18 protein-coding genes are annotated in these 16,857 nt (G+C 40.0%); 10 read left to right on the forward strand and 8 right to left on the reverse strand.

The genetic code is table 11. The features are described 5' to 3' along the window. Positions 1-204: 204 nt before the first annotated feature. Positions 205-1,773 (forward strand): M20/M25/M40 family metallo-hydrolase, encoded by a 1,569-nt coding sequence (locus AACH28_RS20405; protein ID WP_341831355.1) that lies wholly within the window; start codon positions 205-207, stop codon positions 1,771-1,773. Then, positions 1,773-2,744 carry a polysaccharide deacetylase gene (locus AACH28_RS20410; RefSeq protein WP_341831356.1) on the forward strand — a complete coding sequence of 324 codons (972 nt, stop codon included), beginning with the start codon at positions 1,773-1,775 and terminating at the stop codon, positions 2,742-2,744. Before AACH28_RS20405 ends, AACH28_RS20410 begins: the two co-directional genes overlap by 1 nt. Here the strand turns inward: AACH28_RS20410 and AACH28_RS20415 are convergent. From AACH28_RS20415 to AACH28_RS20425, 3 genes are all read right to left on the reverse strand, one after another. Further along, positions 2,741-3,346 (reverse strand): CDP-alcohol phosphatidyltransferase family protein, encoded by a 606-nt coding sequence (locus AACH28_RS20415; RefSeq protein ID WP_341831357.1) that lies wholly within the window; start codon positions 3,344-3,346, stop codon positions 2,741-2,743. The two genes, AACH28_RS20410 and AACH28_RS20415, sit on opposite strands and share 4 nt — an antisense overlap. Before the next feature lie 119 nt (positions 3,347-3,465). After that, complete coding sequence (locus AACH28_RS20420; RefSeq protein WP_341831358.1) at positions 3,466-5,649, reverse strand: DPP IV N-terminal domain-containing protein; 2,184 nt, start codon at positions 5,647-5,649, stop codon at positions 3,466-3,468. A gap of 245 nt (positions 5,650-5,894) precedes the next feature. After that, the gene (locus tag AACH28_RS20425; RefSeq protein WP_341831359.1) at positions 5,895-6,623 is read right to left on the reverse strand and encodes a DUF1080 domain-containing protein; all 729 of its coding nucleotides are present in this window, start codon (positions 6,621-6,623) and stop codon (positions 5,895-5,897) included. Between the two features lie 72 nt (positions 6,624-6,695). Between AACH28_RS20425 and AACH28_RS20430 the strand changes: the two genes are divergently transcribed. The 3 genes from AACH28_RS20430 to AACH28_RS20440 all read left to right on the forward strand — a co-directional run bounded on the left by AACH28_RS20430 (position 6,696) and on the right by AACH28_RS20440 (position 8,762). Then, positions 6,696-7,064 (forward strand): dihydroneopterin aldolase, encoded by a 369-nt coding sequence (locus AACH28_RS20430; RefSeq protein WP_088162873.1) that lies wholly within the window; start codon positions 6,696-6,698, stop codon positions 7,062-7,064. Between the two features lie 78 nt (positions 7,065-7,142). Beyond that, positions 7,143-7,853, forward strand: coding sequence for an AAA family ATPase (locus tag AACH28_RS20435; protein WP_088162872.1), 711 nt, complete (start codon positions 7,143-7,145; stop codon positions 7,851-7,853). A 465-nt stretch (positions 7,854-8,318) separates the two neighbouring features. Continuing rightward, a complete protein-coding gene (locus tag AACH28_RS20440; RefSeq protein WP_075994089.1) occupies positions 8,319-8,762 on the forward strand; it encodes an Hsp20/alpha crystallin family protein in 444 nt (147 codons plus the stop codon). Positions 8,763-8,920: 158 nt separating this feature from the next. On the opposite strand, the gene AACH28_RS20445 is transcribed toward AACH28_RS20440, so the two are convergent. Then, the gene (locus AACH28_RS20445) at positions 8,921-9,358 is read right to left on the reverse strand and encodes a thioesterase family protein (RefSeq protein WP_313187520.1); all 438 of its coding nucleotides are present in this window, start codon (positions 9,356-9,358) and stop codon (positions 8,921-8,923) included. 117 nt (positions 9,359-9,475) lie between these two features. Here AACH28_RS20445 and AACH28_RS20450 point away from each other — a divergent pair, with 117 nt between their 5' ends. The 4 genes from AACH28_RS20450 (at position 9,476) to AACH28_RS20465 (ending at position 13,220) form a co-directional block, all read left to right on the forward strand. Then, on the forward strand, positions 9,476-9,979 hold the full coding sequence (locus tag AACH28_RS20450; RefSeq protein ID WP_075994087.1) for an RNA polymerase sigma factor: 504 nt from the start codon (positions 9,476-9,478) through the stop codon (positions 9,977-9,979). Continuing rightward, entirely contained in the window at positions 9,969-10,610 is a 642-nt protein-coding gene (locus tag AACH28_RS20455) for a hypothetical protein (RefSeq protein WP_341831360.1), read from the forward strand. The genes AACH28_RS20450 and AACH28_RS20455 overlap by 11 nt, the downstream gene beginning before the upstream one ends. 94 nt (positions 10,611-10,704) lie before the next feature. Beyond that, positions 10,705-12,357 (forward strand): AarF/UbiB family protein, encoded by a 1,653-nt coding sequence (locus tag AACH28_RS20460; RefSeq protein WP_341831361.1) that lies wholly within the window; start codon positions 10,705-10,707, stop codon positions 12,355-12,357. 77 nt (positions 12,358-12,434) lie between these two features. Then, the gene (locus AACH28_RS20465; RefSeq protein WP_120333284.1) at positions 12,435-13,220 is read left to right on the forward strand and encodes an SDR family oxidoreductase; all 786 of its coding nucleotides are present in this window, start codon (positions 12,435-12,437) and stop codon (positions 13,218-13,220) included. 62 nt (positions 13,221-13,282) lie between these two features. Here AACH28_RS20465 and AACH28_RS20470 read toward each other — a convergent pair whose 3' ends face one another. Both AACH28_RS20470 and AACH28_RS20475 read right to left on the reverse strand, forming a co-directional pair. Next, positions 13,283-13,876, reverse strand: a complete 594-nt coding sequence (locus AACH28_RS20470) for a YceI family protein (protein WP_088162866.1) — start codon at positions 13,874-13,876, stop codon at positions 13,283-13,285. Positions 13,877-13,978: 102 nt separating this feature from the next. Further along, entirely contained in the window at positions 13,979-14,680 is a 702-nt protein-coding gene (locus AACH28_RS20475) for a Crp/Fnr family transcriptional regulator (protein ID WP_088162865.1), read from the reverse strand. Positions 14,681-14,811: 131 nt separating this feature from the next. Here AACH28_RS20475 and AACH28_RS20480 point away from each other — a divergent pair, with 131 nt between their 5' ends. After that, positions 14,812-15,351, forward strand: coding sequence for a GNAT family N-acetyltransferase (locus AACH28_RS20480; protein ID WP_205400492.1), 540 nt, complete (start codon positions 14,812-14,814; stop codon positions 15,349-15,351). A gap of 7 nt (positions 15,352-15,358) precedes the next feature. Here AACH28_RS20480 and AACH28_RS20485 read toward each other — a convergent pair whose 3' ends face one another. Beyond that, complete coding sequence (locus AACH28_RS20485; protein ID WP_088162863.1) at positions 15,359-15,760, reverse strand: DUF1634 domain-containing protein; 402 nt, start codon at positions 15,758-15,760, stop codon at positions 15,359-15,361. 78 nt (positions 15,761-15,838) lie between these two features. Further along, positions 15,839-16,672, reverse strand: a complete 834-nt coding sequence (locus tag AACH28_RS20490; RefSeq protein ID WP_088162862.1) for a sulfite exporter TauE/SafE family protein — start codon at positions 16,670-16,672, stop codon at positions 15,839-15,841. Positions 16,673-16,857 lie beyond the last annotated feature (185 nt).

Genomic DNA, 16,857 nt, shown 5'->3' on the forward strand with positions numbered 1-16,857 from the left:
ATAAGGGCATATTATTTAATTGATTAAAAATGAATGTGTTTTTTTAAATATTCTTTAGTAATTTTCGGAAAAACCAATCACAGGAAACGTTGAGTTTCTGAATTAGCTGTAGGTGAACAAAATAGGAACGTGAATGTACAATTCAATATATTCCAGATGATCGTGTTCGCTGGTTAACAATTAATTATAAATAATGATATAAAGATGAAGATAGATTCAATGAAATACCATGGAATGAAATCTTTGGGGCTGGCACTTCTATTATTGAGCGCTCCAACTATTTTTGCGCAAAATAAAGACGCGATGGTTTCGTCAATTGTGCAGGAGGCAAATGCAAATTCACAATTGGAGAAGTATGCGTTTGAGCTTGTCGATATGATTGGCCCCCGTCTTGTCGGGAGTCCACAAATGCAACAGGCGCACGATTGGGTTGTCAAAAATTATAATGCGCTTGGAGCACAGGCTCGTAATGAGCCTTATGGTGAATGGCGTTCCTGGGAACGGGGAACTTCTCAAGTGACGATGACTTATCCGAGAATAAAGTCTTTAGAAGGTACACAGTTGGCTTTTAGTCCTATGACGAAGGAGAAAGGGATCGAGGCAGAAGTGGTCGCTATGCCTTTGTTTAGCTCCCAATCTGATTTTCAGTCCTGGCTTAAAACAGTTAAAGGCAAGATTGTATTGATTGGGATGAATCCACTGTCGGGGAGATCTGATGCCAACTGGAAGGAGTCTGCTTCCCCGAAAGGTTATGAAAAATATCAAACCTTAAAGAATGATCAGTTGAAAAAATGGGAAGGCAGCATGTCCTACACGGGAAGCACCCGTCGGACATTGCCATTGGCCCTGGAGAATGCGGGAGCCGTTGGTGTTATTGATTCCTACTGGACGGAGCTGCCAGGCATCACACGGATTTTTGATGCGAAGTCCAAACAGATTCCGGTATTTAATGTCGGATTGGAAGATTATGGTCTGTTATACCGCATGGCAGAACATGGGGTCAAACCTCGGGTATCACTACAGGGAAATTCAAAGGAGCTTGGGACATCAAAAACCTATAATAGTATTGCGGAGATCAAAGGAAAAGAAAAACCGGACGAATATGTTGTGCTTTCGGCACATCTAGATTCTTGGGACGGAGCTTCGGGTGCTACAGACAATGCTACCGGGGTGATTACAATGATGGAGGCAGTCCGTATTTTAAGAAAGGTTTATCCGGAAAATAAAAGAACGATTTTGGTCGGTAACTGGGGTAGTGAGGAACAGGGGCTGAACGGTTCTTCTGCATTTGTAGAGGACCATCCCGAGATCGCTAAAAATATACAGGTGGTATGGAATCAGGATAATGGGACGGGGCGAATTGTTCGTATCGGGGGGAGTGGTTTTGAAAAATCCTACGAATACATTAGCCGCTGGGTGCAATATTTGCCTGAAGAGTTCCGCAATGAAATCCAAACCAGTTTTCCGGGCATGCCGGGGACGGGAGGGAGTGATCACTCTTCTTTCGTTCAAAAAGGAATTCCAGCCTTTGGGCTCTCTTCCACTTCCTGGGATTATGGTAAAGTGACCTGGCATACCAATCGCGATACCTACGATAAGATTGTGTTTGATGAGGTGAAACAAAACGCCATTATCGTTGCGATTTTAACTTACCTAGCCTGTGAAGAACCAACTTTGGTCTCCCGGGAAAAAATCATATTGCCAATCGATAAGGATGGCAAGCAGATGGTATGGCCAACAAATCTACAGTCAAAAAGAACAAGTGGTAATTGATGATGAAACAGCTCATTTTTGTTTGTCTATTTTTGGTATGCGTCCTATTCTCTTATGGACAGGCTTCATATGCTAATTTGGAAAACTACAGAACAGAGTGGTTAATCCTTCGTGAAAATAATAATTCCTTGGTGGGGATCCGTAGTTTCACGAAAAATGCTGTAAAATATTATTTAACGGTAGATCCTACTACATTGCAAACGCGTGTAGTAGGAGATCGATCAGTAAGCGTTCTGTACAAAGATGCGGCTCAGGTTACGAAAAGTCTAAGTGGTTCGGTGTATGAAAGTTGTTTTTCCTTGGTCAGAAAAACTGAAAATAACTTACAGGATGCGGGGCTGAATTTTAGACTTCCCAAAGAGGCTGGTATTAATTTGACGATCGATCTATGTCCTTCACACAAACCATTGGACAAAGCTATTTTTGAGGATCTTCTCCTTGCGTTTAAGGGAATTGATAGCACCCTGCCACTGGCCGTTTCTGTTTCGGGCAAATGGATGCTAAATCATGCTGCAGATCTGGAATGGCTAAAGTCATTGGATACAAAAGGTGTAAAGATTACCTGGATCAATCATACGTACGACCATGTTTTTAACAATAACCCTTTAACGTCCAATTTTCTGCTTTCTAAAAATACGAATCTAAATTATGAGGTATTGGAGAATGAAAAATTGATGCTAAAGAATGGTCTTATGCCTTCCGTTTTTTTTCGTTGTCCGGGCTTAGTTTCAGATCGAAATATTATTGAACGGCTGTTGTCTTATGGTCTTATTGCAGTTGGCTCGGATGCATGGTTGGCTAAAGGACAGCAAGCCAAGGACGGAAGTATTGTTCTGATTCATGGCAATGGGAATGAAGAACTCGGTGTGCGTGATTTTATCCAATTGCTTCGGACAGAAGCTCAGTCAATAAAAACAAAACATTGGACATTGTATAGCTTATCTGAAGGTTTGGATGAGGAGCCGCATTAACTATTGAACAACTTGTTTTTAAGGATCGCCTTTCCTTTGCGTAGCTGGATGGCGTGGTAGATACTTGGGATGTCGTTAGACCAATTTTTGAGCGTGAGGATAATAGCAATAATTTCCAAACGTGTAAGAAGGCCTAGCCAGACTGTTAACTGAAATAAGATTGTCGATTGGCAATGTAGTAGTAATTCGACTAAAAGGGCGAATAAAAACAGCGTCCAGATCTTCGCTCCAATGGAGTGTGTTGCAATTTCCTTTTTAAATTTTGCAAAGCTAATGATGTAGGTTAATATCTCTGATCCTACCAAGATCAAAATCAATGTAGCATTATCCTTAAAAAATTGAGGACAGCTCAGGTAACTTACCAGTGAAATACAGGCAAAAAACAGGAGATCAACACTGGAGTCCCATCGGCGTAACAGCGTGGTAGAAACAGCTAGCCTACGGGCAATAATGCCGTCGAATATGTCGCTTAATAATCCGATTATAAGAAATGAAATTGCATACCATTTAAAATGATCCACTTTGAGCCAGTAAAAGAGCAACAGCAGCAGGCCTAAGACAAGGCGCAGTATAATGAATGTAAAAGGAATGTTCTTTTTCAAAGCCTGCGGATAATCGGTTAAAGTGTTGTCATTAAAGATACGTATTGTACATTATAAAACAAAAAAGGCATCTTTCATATTGAAAGGTGCCTTTTTTATTTTTCTAGCTTGCCTGAGTTTTAAGATGGATTTTTGAGGTGTTGATTAAAGTAGTCTGCAATTTTTTCGTACATATGAATACGGTCTTTCCCCATCACATTGTGTTCATGAGTCGGGTATAGAAAATAATCTACTTGCTTTCCGGCTTTAATACACGCTTCTAAAAACTCCATGCTGTTTTGTTGTACAACGACAGGGTCTTGTGCACCATGAATAATCAATAGTCTTCCTTTCAGTTGATCGGCCTTATTAAGCAGAGAGGTCAATTTATAACCTTCGGGATTTTCTTGCGGAGTGTCCATGTAACGTTCGCCGTACATAACCTCATAAAATTTCCAGTCGATTACTGGGCCTCCTGCTACAGCAGCCTTGAAAATATCGTTATGATGTAGCATGAAGGAAGTTGTCATAAAACCACCGAAGCTCCATCCGAAAATACCCATGCGTTGTTGGTCAACAAAAGATTTGGATTTTAGGAACTCAATTCCTTTCATCTGGTCGGCCATTTCATTTTGACCGAGGTTGCGATGCGTAGCAGTATAGAAATCACGGCCTCTGTAATTTGTGCCACGATTGTCCATGGTAAACACAATATATCCTTGTTGGGCCATATACATATCAAAATAACCAGCGCCTCCTAGCCATTTGTTGGAAACCAGCTGCGAATGTGATCCGCCGTACAAATAGTACATGACTGGGTATTTTTCCGCAGGATCAAAATCGTTGGGATAAATGATACGTCCTGTCAATGGGTATTTTCCATCTGCGGATGTCAACTGTACAAATTCAATTTTAGGTTCATTTATTTTTCCGGCAAAAGGGTTTTCTGCATTGACTAAGGTTGTTTCTTTAGCAGATTTCACTTCTTTGATCTGAACTTTATTTGGTGTTTTTAAATTACTATACTGATCGTAGATGTACTTGCCATCGCTGCTTAGCGCAGCATGGTGTATCCCAGATTCATTCGTTAGTTGAACTGTTTTCCCTGATTTTAGATCGACTTCAAATAATTGTCGATCTAAACCGTTGTTGGTTACTCCTGTATAACTTACTTTGTTGCCATCGGCCGAAAAGTCAAGGAATGCTTCCATGACAATGTCTTTATAGCCTAATTTCTTAATCAAATTGCCCTCCGTGTTATAGAGGTAAAGTTGATTATAGCCATCTTTATCGGATTGATAAAGGAATTGATCCGGTTTGTTTGGTAAAAATGTCAATGGGTTTTCTGGCTCAACCCAGGTTGTCGCAGTTTCTTCGAACAGGGTTTTGACCAAGGAGCCGTTTTCTGCATTATATTTGTTGACTTTAAGATCATTTTGCCCACGGTTAAGTACTCCGACGTAGATGTATTTACCAGAAGGATCCCATGTAACCATGGTTAAATATTGCTCTGAATGCTCGCCGGTTTGAAGGGTTACCTTTTGCCCTGTGGTGGTATTGTAAACGATCAAAGAAACTTCTTCTGATTTTTGGCCTGTCATGGGGTATTTGATCCATTTGATATCCGCAATTTTGGGACTCCATTGCGGTAATGGATAATTGGCAACCATCGTTTCGTCTTTGTGGTAGTACAGCAGTTTGTCATTTTGATTGTTCCACCACATTCCTTTCTTGATGCCAAATTCTTGACGGTGGGTATAATCGCTTCCATTGACAATCCCTTTGTCTGTATCGTTGGTTACAGCGGTAATTTTACCGTTTTTGTCAACAATTGCGATGTTGTTGTCTACTAAATAGGCGATTTTTGAAAAATCCGAACTGACTTCGCGATTAACTCCCTTGTTGTCATTACCGATAAAACTTTCAACATTTTTTGATTTAATGTTGTAAGCTACCGTATAGGTTTTATCTTTTCCTTCAACTTGCAGTAATAGTGCATTTCCGTTGCGCCATTTGTAGTCGTAAGGAAATACGCGTAAACTAAATGTTTCGTTCGGGATAGCCGTTTTTAGTGCTTTTTCGAGATCTGTTTTAGATACGAGATTTGTTTCGCTCCAGTTGTTGGAAGCGCTTTTGGATAATAGGTTCTGGTACGATTTATCGAGATAGGAGAGGTTGTTTGATTTTGGGATCCACGATGCTCCGGCTATCGATGTTGGGGCATAAGTTCGGGGGCCAAATACTGTTTCTTCTAAATTGAGGTTACGTTGTGCATAGCTGCTGATGGAGCTTGCCAACAAGAAGAATAGCGCAATTCTTTTCATTAAACTGTAATATTGTGTGAATGTTTATACTCAACGGCATAAGTGAGCCCATTCCAGTGGTTATTTGCGTGTCATTAATCCACTCACATAAGGCTTCTAAGTCTATTGCGGTAAGAAATTAATGGCGCAAGGAGCTCATTACATTCCGTTTGTTTTTAAATTTTATAGGGCTAAATTAGGGAAATAGCCCTATAAAACCTAGTACAGAATTGTTGCTTTTCTAACTAAAATTGTTTGCTGCAAACCTATAGCTTACGTAACCAGATGTTTCTGAACTGGACCAAATCACCGTGATCCTGCAGTATAATCGGGCCTGGGCCATGGCTTATCTGCTTAGGTAGTCCTATATATTCTGTGGTACCGTCGATTTGGGTATTGTTTTGTACAACGACTCCATTATGTAAGACTGTTACTGTTCCTTTAGCGGTCAATATTCCATTTTTACTGAATTGAGGAGCCTTATAAATAATATCATATACATGCCATTTGTCCGGTGCAATTACTTGCGCTAATGGTGGACGTTGTTTATACAGACTACCCGCTCCACCATTGACATAGGTTGGATTGTTATTGTTGTCCAATACCTGAATTTCATAATGCCCCTGTAGGAAAATTCCACTATTGCCGCGTCCTTGACCCTCACCCTTGATCACTTCGGGGCTTTTCCATTCAACATGCAGTTGAAAATCGCTAAAATGTTCGTTAGTCTCAATGGCTCCAGCTCCCGGTTTTACTTCGAGCACGTTGTTGGCTACAGTCCAATTGGCTTTTCCTTTTTCACTTTTCCACTTACTGAGATCCTTCCCGTCAAAAAGGACAATGGCATCGCTTGGAATACCATGATCGATCGTTAATGTAGGGGGGACAGGACTATAATATTCCGTGTCACTGGCTTTCATATTGGTTTGGGCCTGCAGTGCTGTGGCACCAAATAAGAGCGTTGTTGCTAGTGCTGATGATAAAAAAAAGTTCATCTGTTGGGTTTTTGGTATGGCTAAATATACAAATAATCCCATTTGTATGGAACAATTTCCTTAGGTTTGTACATGGCAACCATTTTACAAACAGTATCGCTGAAAGAAGCCCGATTCTATGCACCAATAGGTTACTATGAAGAAGAACAGGTGCTTGGCAATGAGTTTTTTGTTTCTATTGATGTATGTTTTCCCTTTTTGAATACGGAGACAGAGAACTTAAAAAATACGCTCAATTACGAAGAACTCTATCAGATTACCGCTAGCGTCATGCAGCCTAAACGAAAATTGCTCGAATCTGCAGCTTCAGAAATACTAGATCAGATTGGGCTGCGGGTGGCAGATGCTGTGACGATCGAAGTGGTGATACGTAAATCAAACCCTCCCTTTGGTGGAGATCTTTCTTGCTCCCAAGTTAGCCTTAAATATTTCAAGGATTAAATTGAAACTGGATCAGCGATATGCTGGCTGAAAGATTTAGTTTTGCCAACTGTTATCTGATAGTCTTAAATTAACATTATGAATATTTACGATCTTGTAATTGCCGATAAGGAAAGGATAGCTTTAGAAGATGTCTTCTTGGAAGAGGAGAGCCGTCAGAAGCTCCATCAGCTGATTAAAGAGCATCGTTATATTAAAGAGCTTTCACAATATGGTCTGCCGGTTAGCAATAAGATTTTACTGCACGGTTATTCTGGTTGCGGAAAAACAACAACGGCGAAAGCCTTGGCCACAGCGCTCGAAAAACCAATTTATGTGTTGAATCTGAGCAACCTCATTTCTTCTCGTATTGGTGAAACCTCGCAGCATATTAAACAGGTCTTTGATAAAGCTGGGCGTGAAAAAGCAGTTCTGTTTTTAGATGAATTCGATCAGATAGGAAAGGCACGAATTAGTGAAGAAAAGGATGTGGGGGAAATGCGTCGTCTCGTGAATACCATTATACAGCTGATCGATTATTTTCCTGCTGAAGCGGTATTGATTGCAGCAACCAACCATCCCGAAATATTGGATACAGCCATTATCCGTCGGTTTCAGCTTCGTTTGGCTTTTGAGTTGCCGACAATGGTGCAGTTGGATGCTTATTATGATAAATTATTTACACCATTTTCGCATTATGCTGATGTCGTACCTCGACGCTATGGGATCTCCTATGCAGAGGCTAAGGACTATATTTATGATGCCGTCAAATTCTTATTGATTGCTACATTGGAACAAAATCAACCTTAATGATTTTTTTGAACGCTCCGCTTGAGATATTTAATAAAAATAGCGATTTCTGATAAACTGTTTTTCTCTTCTAAGTGAGTCTGTTAGTTAAACGCTCCGCTTCAGATGCTTAATAAAAAAATAACACCTTCTGATAAACTGTTTTTCTCTTCTACGTTAGTCTGTTAGTTGAACGCTCCGCTTCAGATGCTTAATAAAAAAATAACACCTTCTGATAAACTGTTTTGTCTCCTATACGTTACTGTGTATATGGGGACAATTTATGATAAGACTGGATCCTGTCGATGACAGATTGATCGCTAAGTCGCTAACAATAGTTTGTGAATGAGTCAAAATGGCATTTGTTTTTATTTTTAAATGACATTTTGTCTTTTAAGAACTGCTGGTACGCAAATTGAATAATTCTCTTCAAATAGTTAGAACAAAAAAGCTTAACAATAAAACAAAAAATTAGGAGGGCAAAAAATGGCATTAATTAAATTCCCTACAAAAAGTTTAAACACTGATGCAGTAAATCCATTTGTAAACACTGTATTTGACAATTTATTCAATGATAACTTCATCTCAGATCGTTTGGTATCCCGTGTGCCGGCGGTCAATATATCGGAATCCGAAAAATCATTTAAAGTTGAAATGGCAGCGCCCGGATTGGATAAATCTGACTTTAAGATCAATGTAGATAAAAATCTAATTACGATTTCAGCTGAGAAAAAAGAGGAAAGTGTTAGTGAAGAAAAATTATACAGCAAAAAAGAATTCAATTACTCTTCGTTCTCAAGATCATTTACATTGCCAGAGACCGTAGATTACAGCAATATCGAGGCTGCCTATGAAGGTGGGATATTAATTTTGACTGTTGGCAAGAAAGAAGATGCAATCATTGCAAAACGTTTGATTGAAGTTAAATAATTCAGCAATGCACAGGAAATAGTTCATTTTGGGAATGACCAAAAGATGAATAAAAGACAATAGTTTTTAGGTTTAGTTTATGTTTTAATCCCTCGGAGTTCCGTTTGTGTTCCGAGGGATTTTTCTTTTATAAGGATGGTCTTGACATGATGAAAAGACTATGCAGTTTCCGTATAGTTTTCAGATCGGGGAATTCTGGCGAGATAAGGCTCCATCTCTTCTGGTAATTTGGTTAATTTCCGCTTTTGAAGGTCCAGCCAGGCTCCATCGACGTTAACGGTACAGCACAAAACTCCGTCATTACGAAAAACCTGATGTATAAATGAAAAACGACTATTTGTTTTGTTGTATTTGGTCAGTTCTACTTTTACCTGTACATATTCATCCAAATGTACTTCTTTAAAATAGATAAGTTCTTCCCTGAATAAAATCGGACCGATATGAAATTCGGCAAATTTATCCAATGAAAAGCCCATTTTGTTCAACATATTACTACGGGCCTGAGCGCATATGTCTGCGTAAGCAGAATGCCGCATATGTCTATTTGCGTCGATCTGCGCCCATATAATTTGACCTTGATAAAATATATTCTCCATAATCTTCAGCGATTAGTCTCTTTTTTAATAACAATTTACATATTTTTAAATAAAGCTGTAACATTTTGTTTGTTTGCTATACTTATTACCTAAATATATTTAAAGAAAAATCGCTAGGTGAACCCATCGGAAATAGAATTTCTTCGACTCATTGACGAGAATAAAGGTATTCTCGTTAAGGTGAGCCGTATGTATATGGATGATCACGAGGGGCGGCAAGATCTGTATCAGGAAATCGTGTATCAGCTGTGGAAATCCTATGCGACATTTAAGCAACAGAGTAAATTTTCAACGTGGATGTACCGTGTTGCCCTCAATACCGCAATGGTATTCTTAAAAAAAGAAAAGAAGCATCAGATTTATGATGCCTTAGAGGAGCGACATGATTTTGCAGAAGAAGCTTACGATACCGATAAAGATGAGCAACTGAAAGTCTTTTACCAGGCCGTTCAAGAGCTCAATGCAATTGAAAAAGCCCTGATATTTTTGTTTTTGGAAGGTCAAAGTCATCGCGAGATTGCAGAGAATCTGGGTATATCGGAAGTCAATGCCCGCGTAAAATTAAACCGCACGAAGGAGCGAATTCAACAAATCATTAAAAAATACAAGTATGAATTTTGATGAGTTAAAGAAATCTTGGCAGGAACAGCCTACAGATGAGGATTTACAGAATCCAAATCTCAAATACTATAAGGAAGTTGGCAATATCATGGGCAAGTTGCACAAGAATATCAAACGCGAGTTTATCTCCTGGGTCGTTTGTATGGGCTTTTTGTTTTTGGTGCCTATCTTGCCAATGTATAAGATTGAAGGTTATGCGGCATTTGCCTATTACTTTTTTATCGTACAGATATCATTATCAAGTCTTTTATATTACCGGAGGTTCTTTTATTTGGTAAAGAGCACGAAAAAGATTGAGTTGTTGGCTTCTAAAGAACATTTGCTCAAGTTGTATTACGATTTGAAGTATGCCGTAGAGACTTATCGTATTGCGGCCTATGTGATGATTCCACAAGCTTTGTTTCTATATCTTATTATGATAGCACAGAATAAGACAACAGTGTGGTTTGATCGGTTGTACCATTTCAAGGAAACTTTCCAAGAGGAACCGAACTTTATTGTGTGGATGATTCTTTCGGCAATTGTGTCTATCGTCCTTGTTGTTGGTCTGACAGAAATTATGATTCGTTGCTACTACAGTAGGTATATCACGGAGATCAAGGAAAAATTGGATCAAATGGAAACGGAATAAGGCGGCCATATGAAATATCTACTTTGTTTTACAGGTGTTCGTGTTTATAGCGCGAGGATATTTCGTATATTGTTATCGAAAATCATTGTCCATTATGTATAATCCGACAAAGAAGTTACAGCGCAGTTCCCAGATCTTAAGTATATTGGCCAAATATGGTTTTAAAGATGCAATCGCTCGATTGCCGTGGAAAGGACCCAGATCAGCCGTAGAACATCCTATTGATGTCGATGAGATCGGTGTTTATGCCCGTATTCGCATGGCGCTTGAGGAGCTCGGTCCGGCTTTTATCAAGCTTGGACAATCTGCTTCGACCCGGGAAGGATTGTTGCCCAAAGAGCTTGTAGAGGAACTGAAGCGTCTAGAGGACAATGTTCCGCCCTTTGAAGTGGATATTAAATCTTATCTGAAGGAAGAACTGGAGCTGGATATTGAGGAGCATTTCCAGGAGATTGCTGCGGAACCTTTTGCTGCGGCTTCTATTGCACAGGTATATCGCGCAACCTTAAAAGATGGAACCCCTGTGGTTTTAAAAGTCCGACGTCCCGGTATCGATGAGGTTATGCGCTGTGATCTAGCACTCATGCGTGATATTGCCAAAATCCTGACCATGTACAATGATGTACTGGAAAACCTTAATCTTCTGCTAATTGTTGAATCTTTCGCTACGACCATGCAGGAAGAGATGTCCCTGATGATTGAGCGACATAACATCGAACGCTTCACGAAGAACTTTAAAGGAAATAAACTGATCAAGGTGCCTCGTGTTTATCCTGAACTCTCCTCGGACCGTGTTCTTTGCATGGAATATCTTGATGGTTTCAAGGTAACTGATGCCGTTGAAATTAAACGTCGGGGAATGGATGTCCAAACGCTGGTCAAAAATGGGATCAATTTATACCTTGAGCAAGTGATTATTCATGGTTTCTTTCATGGCGACCCCCATCCCGGCAATATGATGGTGATGCCGGATGGACGGATTGCTTTTTTGGATTTTGGAAATATGGGTAAATTATTGGGAATAGACCGTAGGCAGCTTGAGGAGTTTATTCAATCGGCTATTTCCGAAGATGCTGTCCGTTTAGCCGATGTGATTGAAGACGTTGCGGTGGTGAGCCATATTCCGGACCGTAACCGGTTTGAAAGATCCCTATATGAGATTTTCGATATGATTGATAATGTGTCTCTCGGGGATCTTAGCTTAGATTTATTATTCAATAAATTGTGGAACATCATTGGCGACAACCGCTTGTATTTTCCGGAATATATCTATCAGTTGATGCGGGGCATTTCGTTGATGGAAGGTATTGGACGCCAGATATATCCCGATCTTAATATTATGGAGAGTATCAAGCCTTTTGCACGAAGGATTATGATGGAGCGACTCTCTCCAGAGGCGATATTCAAAAAAGGAAAACATAAAGTTGAATCTTTTGCCCGCGATGTCGAAAAACTCCCTGAAGATATGCGTGCTCTTGTACGTTTGTTTCGGACGGGAAATTTTACACTCAACCATCGTCTGATCAGTGCACGATCTTTTAATGCCATTTTACGCAGGGGGGTCAATCGTATTGTCATCGGAATTATGTTTATGTCACTCAATTTACTGGGCGGAATGATTATCGTTGCAAGGGTAGAACCGCAGTGGTGGGGAATTCCCATTTTTGCCTGGATATGCCTTGGCTCCGCATGGGTCTTTGCTATATATTTATTTGTCGCCATGATCCGGGCAAAGGACAACGATTAGTCGGATCTAGAACGTATTTTCAGCGAAGATGACTGGCTATGCATACATACACACTATAAAATAGAAAACAAAAAGATATGGAAATCAATCTAAATGGGAAAAAGGCGTTGATCGGAGCGAGTTCTGCTGGTATAGGTGCAGGTATTGCCCAGGTGCTTGCCTCTTGTGGCGTATCTGTAACTTTAGCTTCCCGACATGAGGAAAAGCTACAGCGTACCTGTGAAAGTCTTGATACTTCCAAAGGGCAGGTGCATCAGTATATCCTGGTGGATTACAATGATCACGAAGCGTACAAAAAGCAAATAACACATTATTTTGAGTCGAATAAGGTTGATATTTTGATCAATAATTCGAATGGCCCACAAGCAGGAACCATAGACCAAAAAAATCTGGCGGATTACCAACATGCTTTTGAACTCTTATTTCAAAATCACTGTTACACAACCTCATGTGCGCTGCCGTATATGTTGGCAAACCGATACGGACGTATTATTAATGTGTCTTCTTCAACAGTGAAAGAACCGGTGTCTAATTTAGTGTTGTCCAATACGATCCGTACAGCATTGATTAGCTGGAGTAAATCGTTGGCCGTGGATGTTGCTAAAGACGGTGTGACTGTCAACAGCATCTTAACAGGTCTGTTTGATACGGATCGTATCCAGTCGCTAACCAAGCTAGATGCACAACGTCTGGGAATTTCCTATGAGGAAGCGTTGCAAGTGCGGTTAAAACAGGTTCCTGCACAGCGCCTGGGTAAGCCTGAAGAATACGGTTATCTCGTCGCTTTCCTTTGCTCCGAATATGCAGGTTATCTGACTGGGACCAATATTCCACTGGATGGCGGTATGTTAAAAGGCTTATAAAAAAGTGGCTATCCTATATCAAATAGGATAGCCACTAAGTTTGTGTGATTTATTATTTTCAATTAGTTCAATACCAATTCGGTATTGACAATGATGTCAACATCAGAAGCAACCGCTTCTACACCAGAAGGTAATTTATCATTGTATTTCATGCCGAAATCCTGACGGTTAATTTTTGTTTTAGCAGTAAAGCCAGCACGTGTTTTTCCCCAAGGGTCGGTAATGATTCCGCCATTTTGAGTCACATCGAAAGTTACTTTTTTCGTTACATCACGAATAGTCAAATCTGCTATCATAATATATTTTCCTTTTACTTTCGCATTTTTAAAACTGATAGACTTTAATGTCATTTTAGGGAATTTTTCCGCAGCAAAGAAATCATCGGTCTTCAAATGATTGTCACGGGCAGCTATACGTGTATCGATGCTGTTGACGTCGATAGAAAAATTAACTTTAGCATTGTTAAAGCCTGTTCCTGTTGCAGTTTCAACTGTACCTTCTACCTTTGTGAATTCACCATCAACAAAGCTGATTCCAAGGTGTTTTACATCGAATCTTGCATTTGTATGCGCAGGGTCTGCAGACCATTTTACTTGTGCTACAGCAACATTAACCATTAATACTGCTACAGCCAGAATTTGGAAAAATTTATTCATGTGTTTTCTTTTTATTTATCTAACCTTCAAAAGTTCAAAATGTTTGTTTGAACAAGCTTCTGCAAAGGTGGGATAAACTAACAACGAAAAAATTGATGTAGGTCAAGAATTTCGATTCGGCTTTAATATTTGTCTTTTTAGACGGCTTAAAAACTCTTGCGTGACGCCAAGATAGGATGCTAATTGCATATTGGAGATCCGCGGATAGATTTTAGGATACCTTTTGATGAAATCCAGATACCGCTCTTGTGCTGTAAAACCTATGCTCGAGATAATACGGTGCTGCGATGCTATTTGGGCACGTTGGGCCATTATCCTGGAGAGTTTCTCAAAGATTGGATGATCTTCGTAAAGTTTGTCTTTATTTTTTTTTGACAGTGTAAGTACCACAGCGTTTTCCAAAGCTTGGATATTTTGAAGCGCTGGCTCCTGATAATTAAAGCTGGCAATATCGCCGATCCACCAATCTTCAATTGCAAACTGTAGAATGTGTTCGATCCCATCCGCGGTGACATAGAATGATTTAAATAAACCGCTGATCACGTATGCTTCATGGTGGCACACCTCTCCGGCCCGGAGAAAGTATTCTTTTTTCTTTATTTTCCTTACCTGATAACGTGAAACGATGTCATTCAGTTCTTCCTCAGTGACATCAATGCGTTGTTTTACAAATTCCTTGAATTGTTCCATTTGGCTGTAAAATACGAAATTTTGCAATGCTAATTTAACAAGCTGTTTGATTCCTGTCAATCCTAAGTTAAAATAATTCAGTTGCTGGCTATTGCTTTTATTCAATTTGATCAAAACAGTGATGAAATCAACATTTTGGTGTAATATTTGACTGGATATTGCCGTAATTCAAATAGTTTCATCAATAATTGGTATCTTCTGTAGGATTTAAAATAATTTGATTGCTAAAACTATAAATATATCTCATGAAGTTTGTTGCACCCAATACTCTTGAAAACGATAAGGTTGTATTACGAATCATAGAACCAGCGGATTTTGATACGCTATATCAAGTTGCCAGAGACCCCCTGATCTGGGAACAGCATCCTAATAGGGACCGCTGGAAGGAAGACGTTTTTCGCCAATTTTTTGAAGGCGCCTTAGCAAGTAAGTCTGCTTATCTGATCTTGGATAAGGAAAGTGGTGCCTGCATCGGTAGTACGCGGTATTATGGCCTTGATGAGGCGGAAAAATCGATTTTTGTTGGGTATACGTTTTATGCCCGTGCATATTGGGGTGCAGGCATCAATCCATTGGTCAAAGAGATGATGTTTGATTTTGCCTTCAATTTTGTGGATCGAATTTACCTGCATGTGGGGGCTGAAAATTATCGTTCTCAGACAGCAGTTGAGCGCTTGGGCGCAATTAAAGTGGCTGAAAAGATGGTCAGCTATGTGAACGAACCTGAACGTAAAAATTTTGAATACGCACTGGAAAAATCTGCCTGGCGGCGAATCAAGAGATAAAGCCTTATTATCCCTTGATTCCGCTGAGTATACTGCCTATAATGACTGTTAATACAATCAATGTGATAATAATGTAAAGCCTGTCCTTCTCGATGACAAACCCAAATAACGAGCCGATCACGCGTACAATAGGGGTGCAAATCAATAGAAGTACACCTAACTGTATAACCTGTGGAATATTTCGGCTAAAGGCCCCGGTAATAATTCCGGTAATTGTTGTGTTGGAATTCCCCTCACCGACAAAATCTCTGTAATTCGGTACGGTATCCTGTCCATGAACAATGAGGTAGAAGATACCGCCAAGGATAAGAATAGAGGAGGCGAGTATAACGCCAATACGTAAAATTTGCCCTACCAAAAGTGAGATGTCCTTGTCTCCCCAATAGTGTTTCGAAAATACTTGTTTCATTTTGAGTATTTATGTCCTTCATCGTCTAGCGGAAGGACGTTACAAACCTAAAATTCTAAATCGTGTAAACTACCGTTTTTAGAATTTATGCTGGAATCCGTTGAAGATCATTTCCAATGCCACCAATGTAATGGCGACGGCGAAAATAATGCGTAAAGTCTTCGGATTCATCCGTTTTAAGAGCTTGGATCCGGTAATGGCGCCGCATAATACGCCTAGGATAACTGGAAAAGCAATACCTGGATCCATATAACCTCTTTGTAAATAGACCACTGCAGAAGCAGCTGCGGTGACACCGATCATAAAGTTGCTCGTTGTGGTACTGACTTTAAATGGAATTTTCATCATGCTGTCCATTGCTAGTACTTTAAGGGATCCGGATCCAATGCCCAATAATCCAGAAAGTATTCCTGCAACCCCCATCAAAGAGAAGCCTCCGGCTATGTTGGTAAGTTTGTATGGAATTAATTTGCCATCAGCAGGATAGGTACTGTTCAGCTTCAATTTTTCTGCCAGGACCGAACCGCCGGAAAGTGCGTGTTCGTTTTTCTTACGTACCGTCATAGCCGCAGAGAAGATAAGTACAACACCAAAGATGATTGCAATGGTATTCGTAGGCATGTAAATGGCAATAACAGCGCCGATCACTGCTCCAATGGTAGTTGCAATTTCAAGAAACATCCCGAGCCGGATGTTGGTGATGCCTTCCTTGACGTAGGCTGTAGCTGCACCGGATGAAGTCGCTATGGAAGCCAGCAAAGCAGCTCCAATGGCATAACGGATGTCGACATGAAATAGAAGAGTTAATAAAGGGATGACAACGACCCCTCCGCCTAAGCCTGTCAGGGATCCTAAGAGTCCTGCTACAAAAGCACCCAGGAGAAGGATGATTGTAAAGGTGAGAATAGTCATAAATATTTGTTTGTTTGTGTGATCCAAAAAGCAGCAGCTGCTTTTTGGAAGGTAATTTGTTGTAAACTTAAGGGCTTTTTATTGTTTTTGAAATTTTTAAGCCGGAATAGATACAAATGTTACATCAAAAGTATCATAAAAAAATGATACTGCCCTGTCGTTTCACAGCGTGGGGCAGTATCGAT

The sequence above is a fragment of the Sphingobacterium thalpophilum genome, assembly GCF_038396785.1.
Taxonomy (GTDB): Bacteria; Bacteroidota; Bacteroidia; order Sphingobacteriales; family Sphingobacteriaceae; genus Sphingobacterium; species Sphingobacterium thalpophilum_A.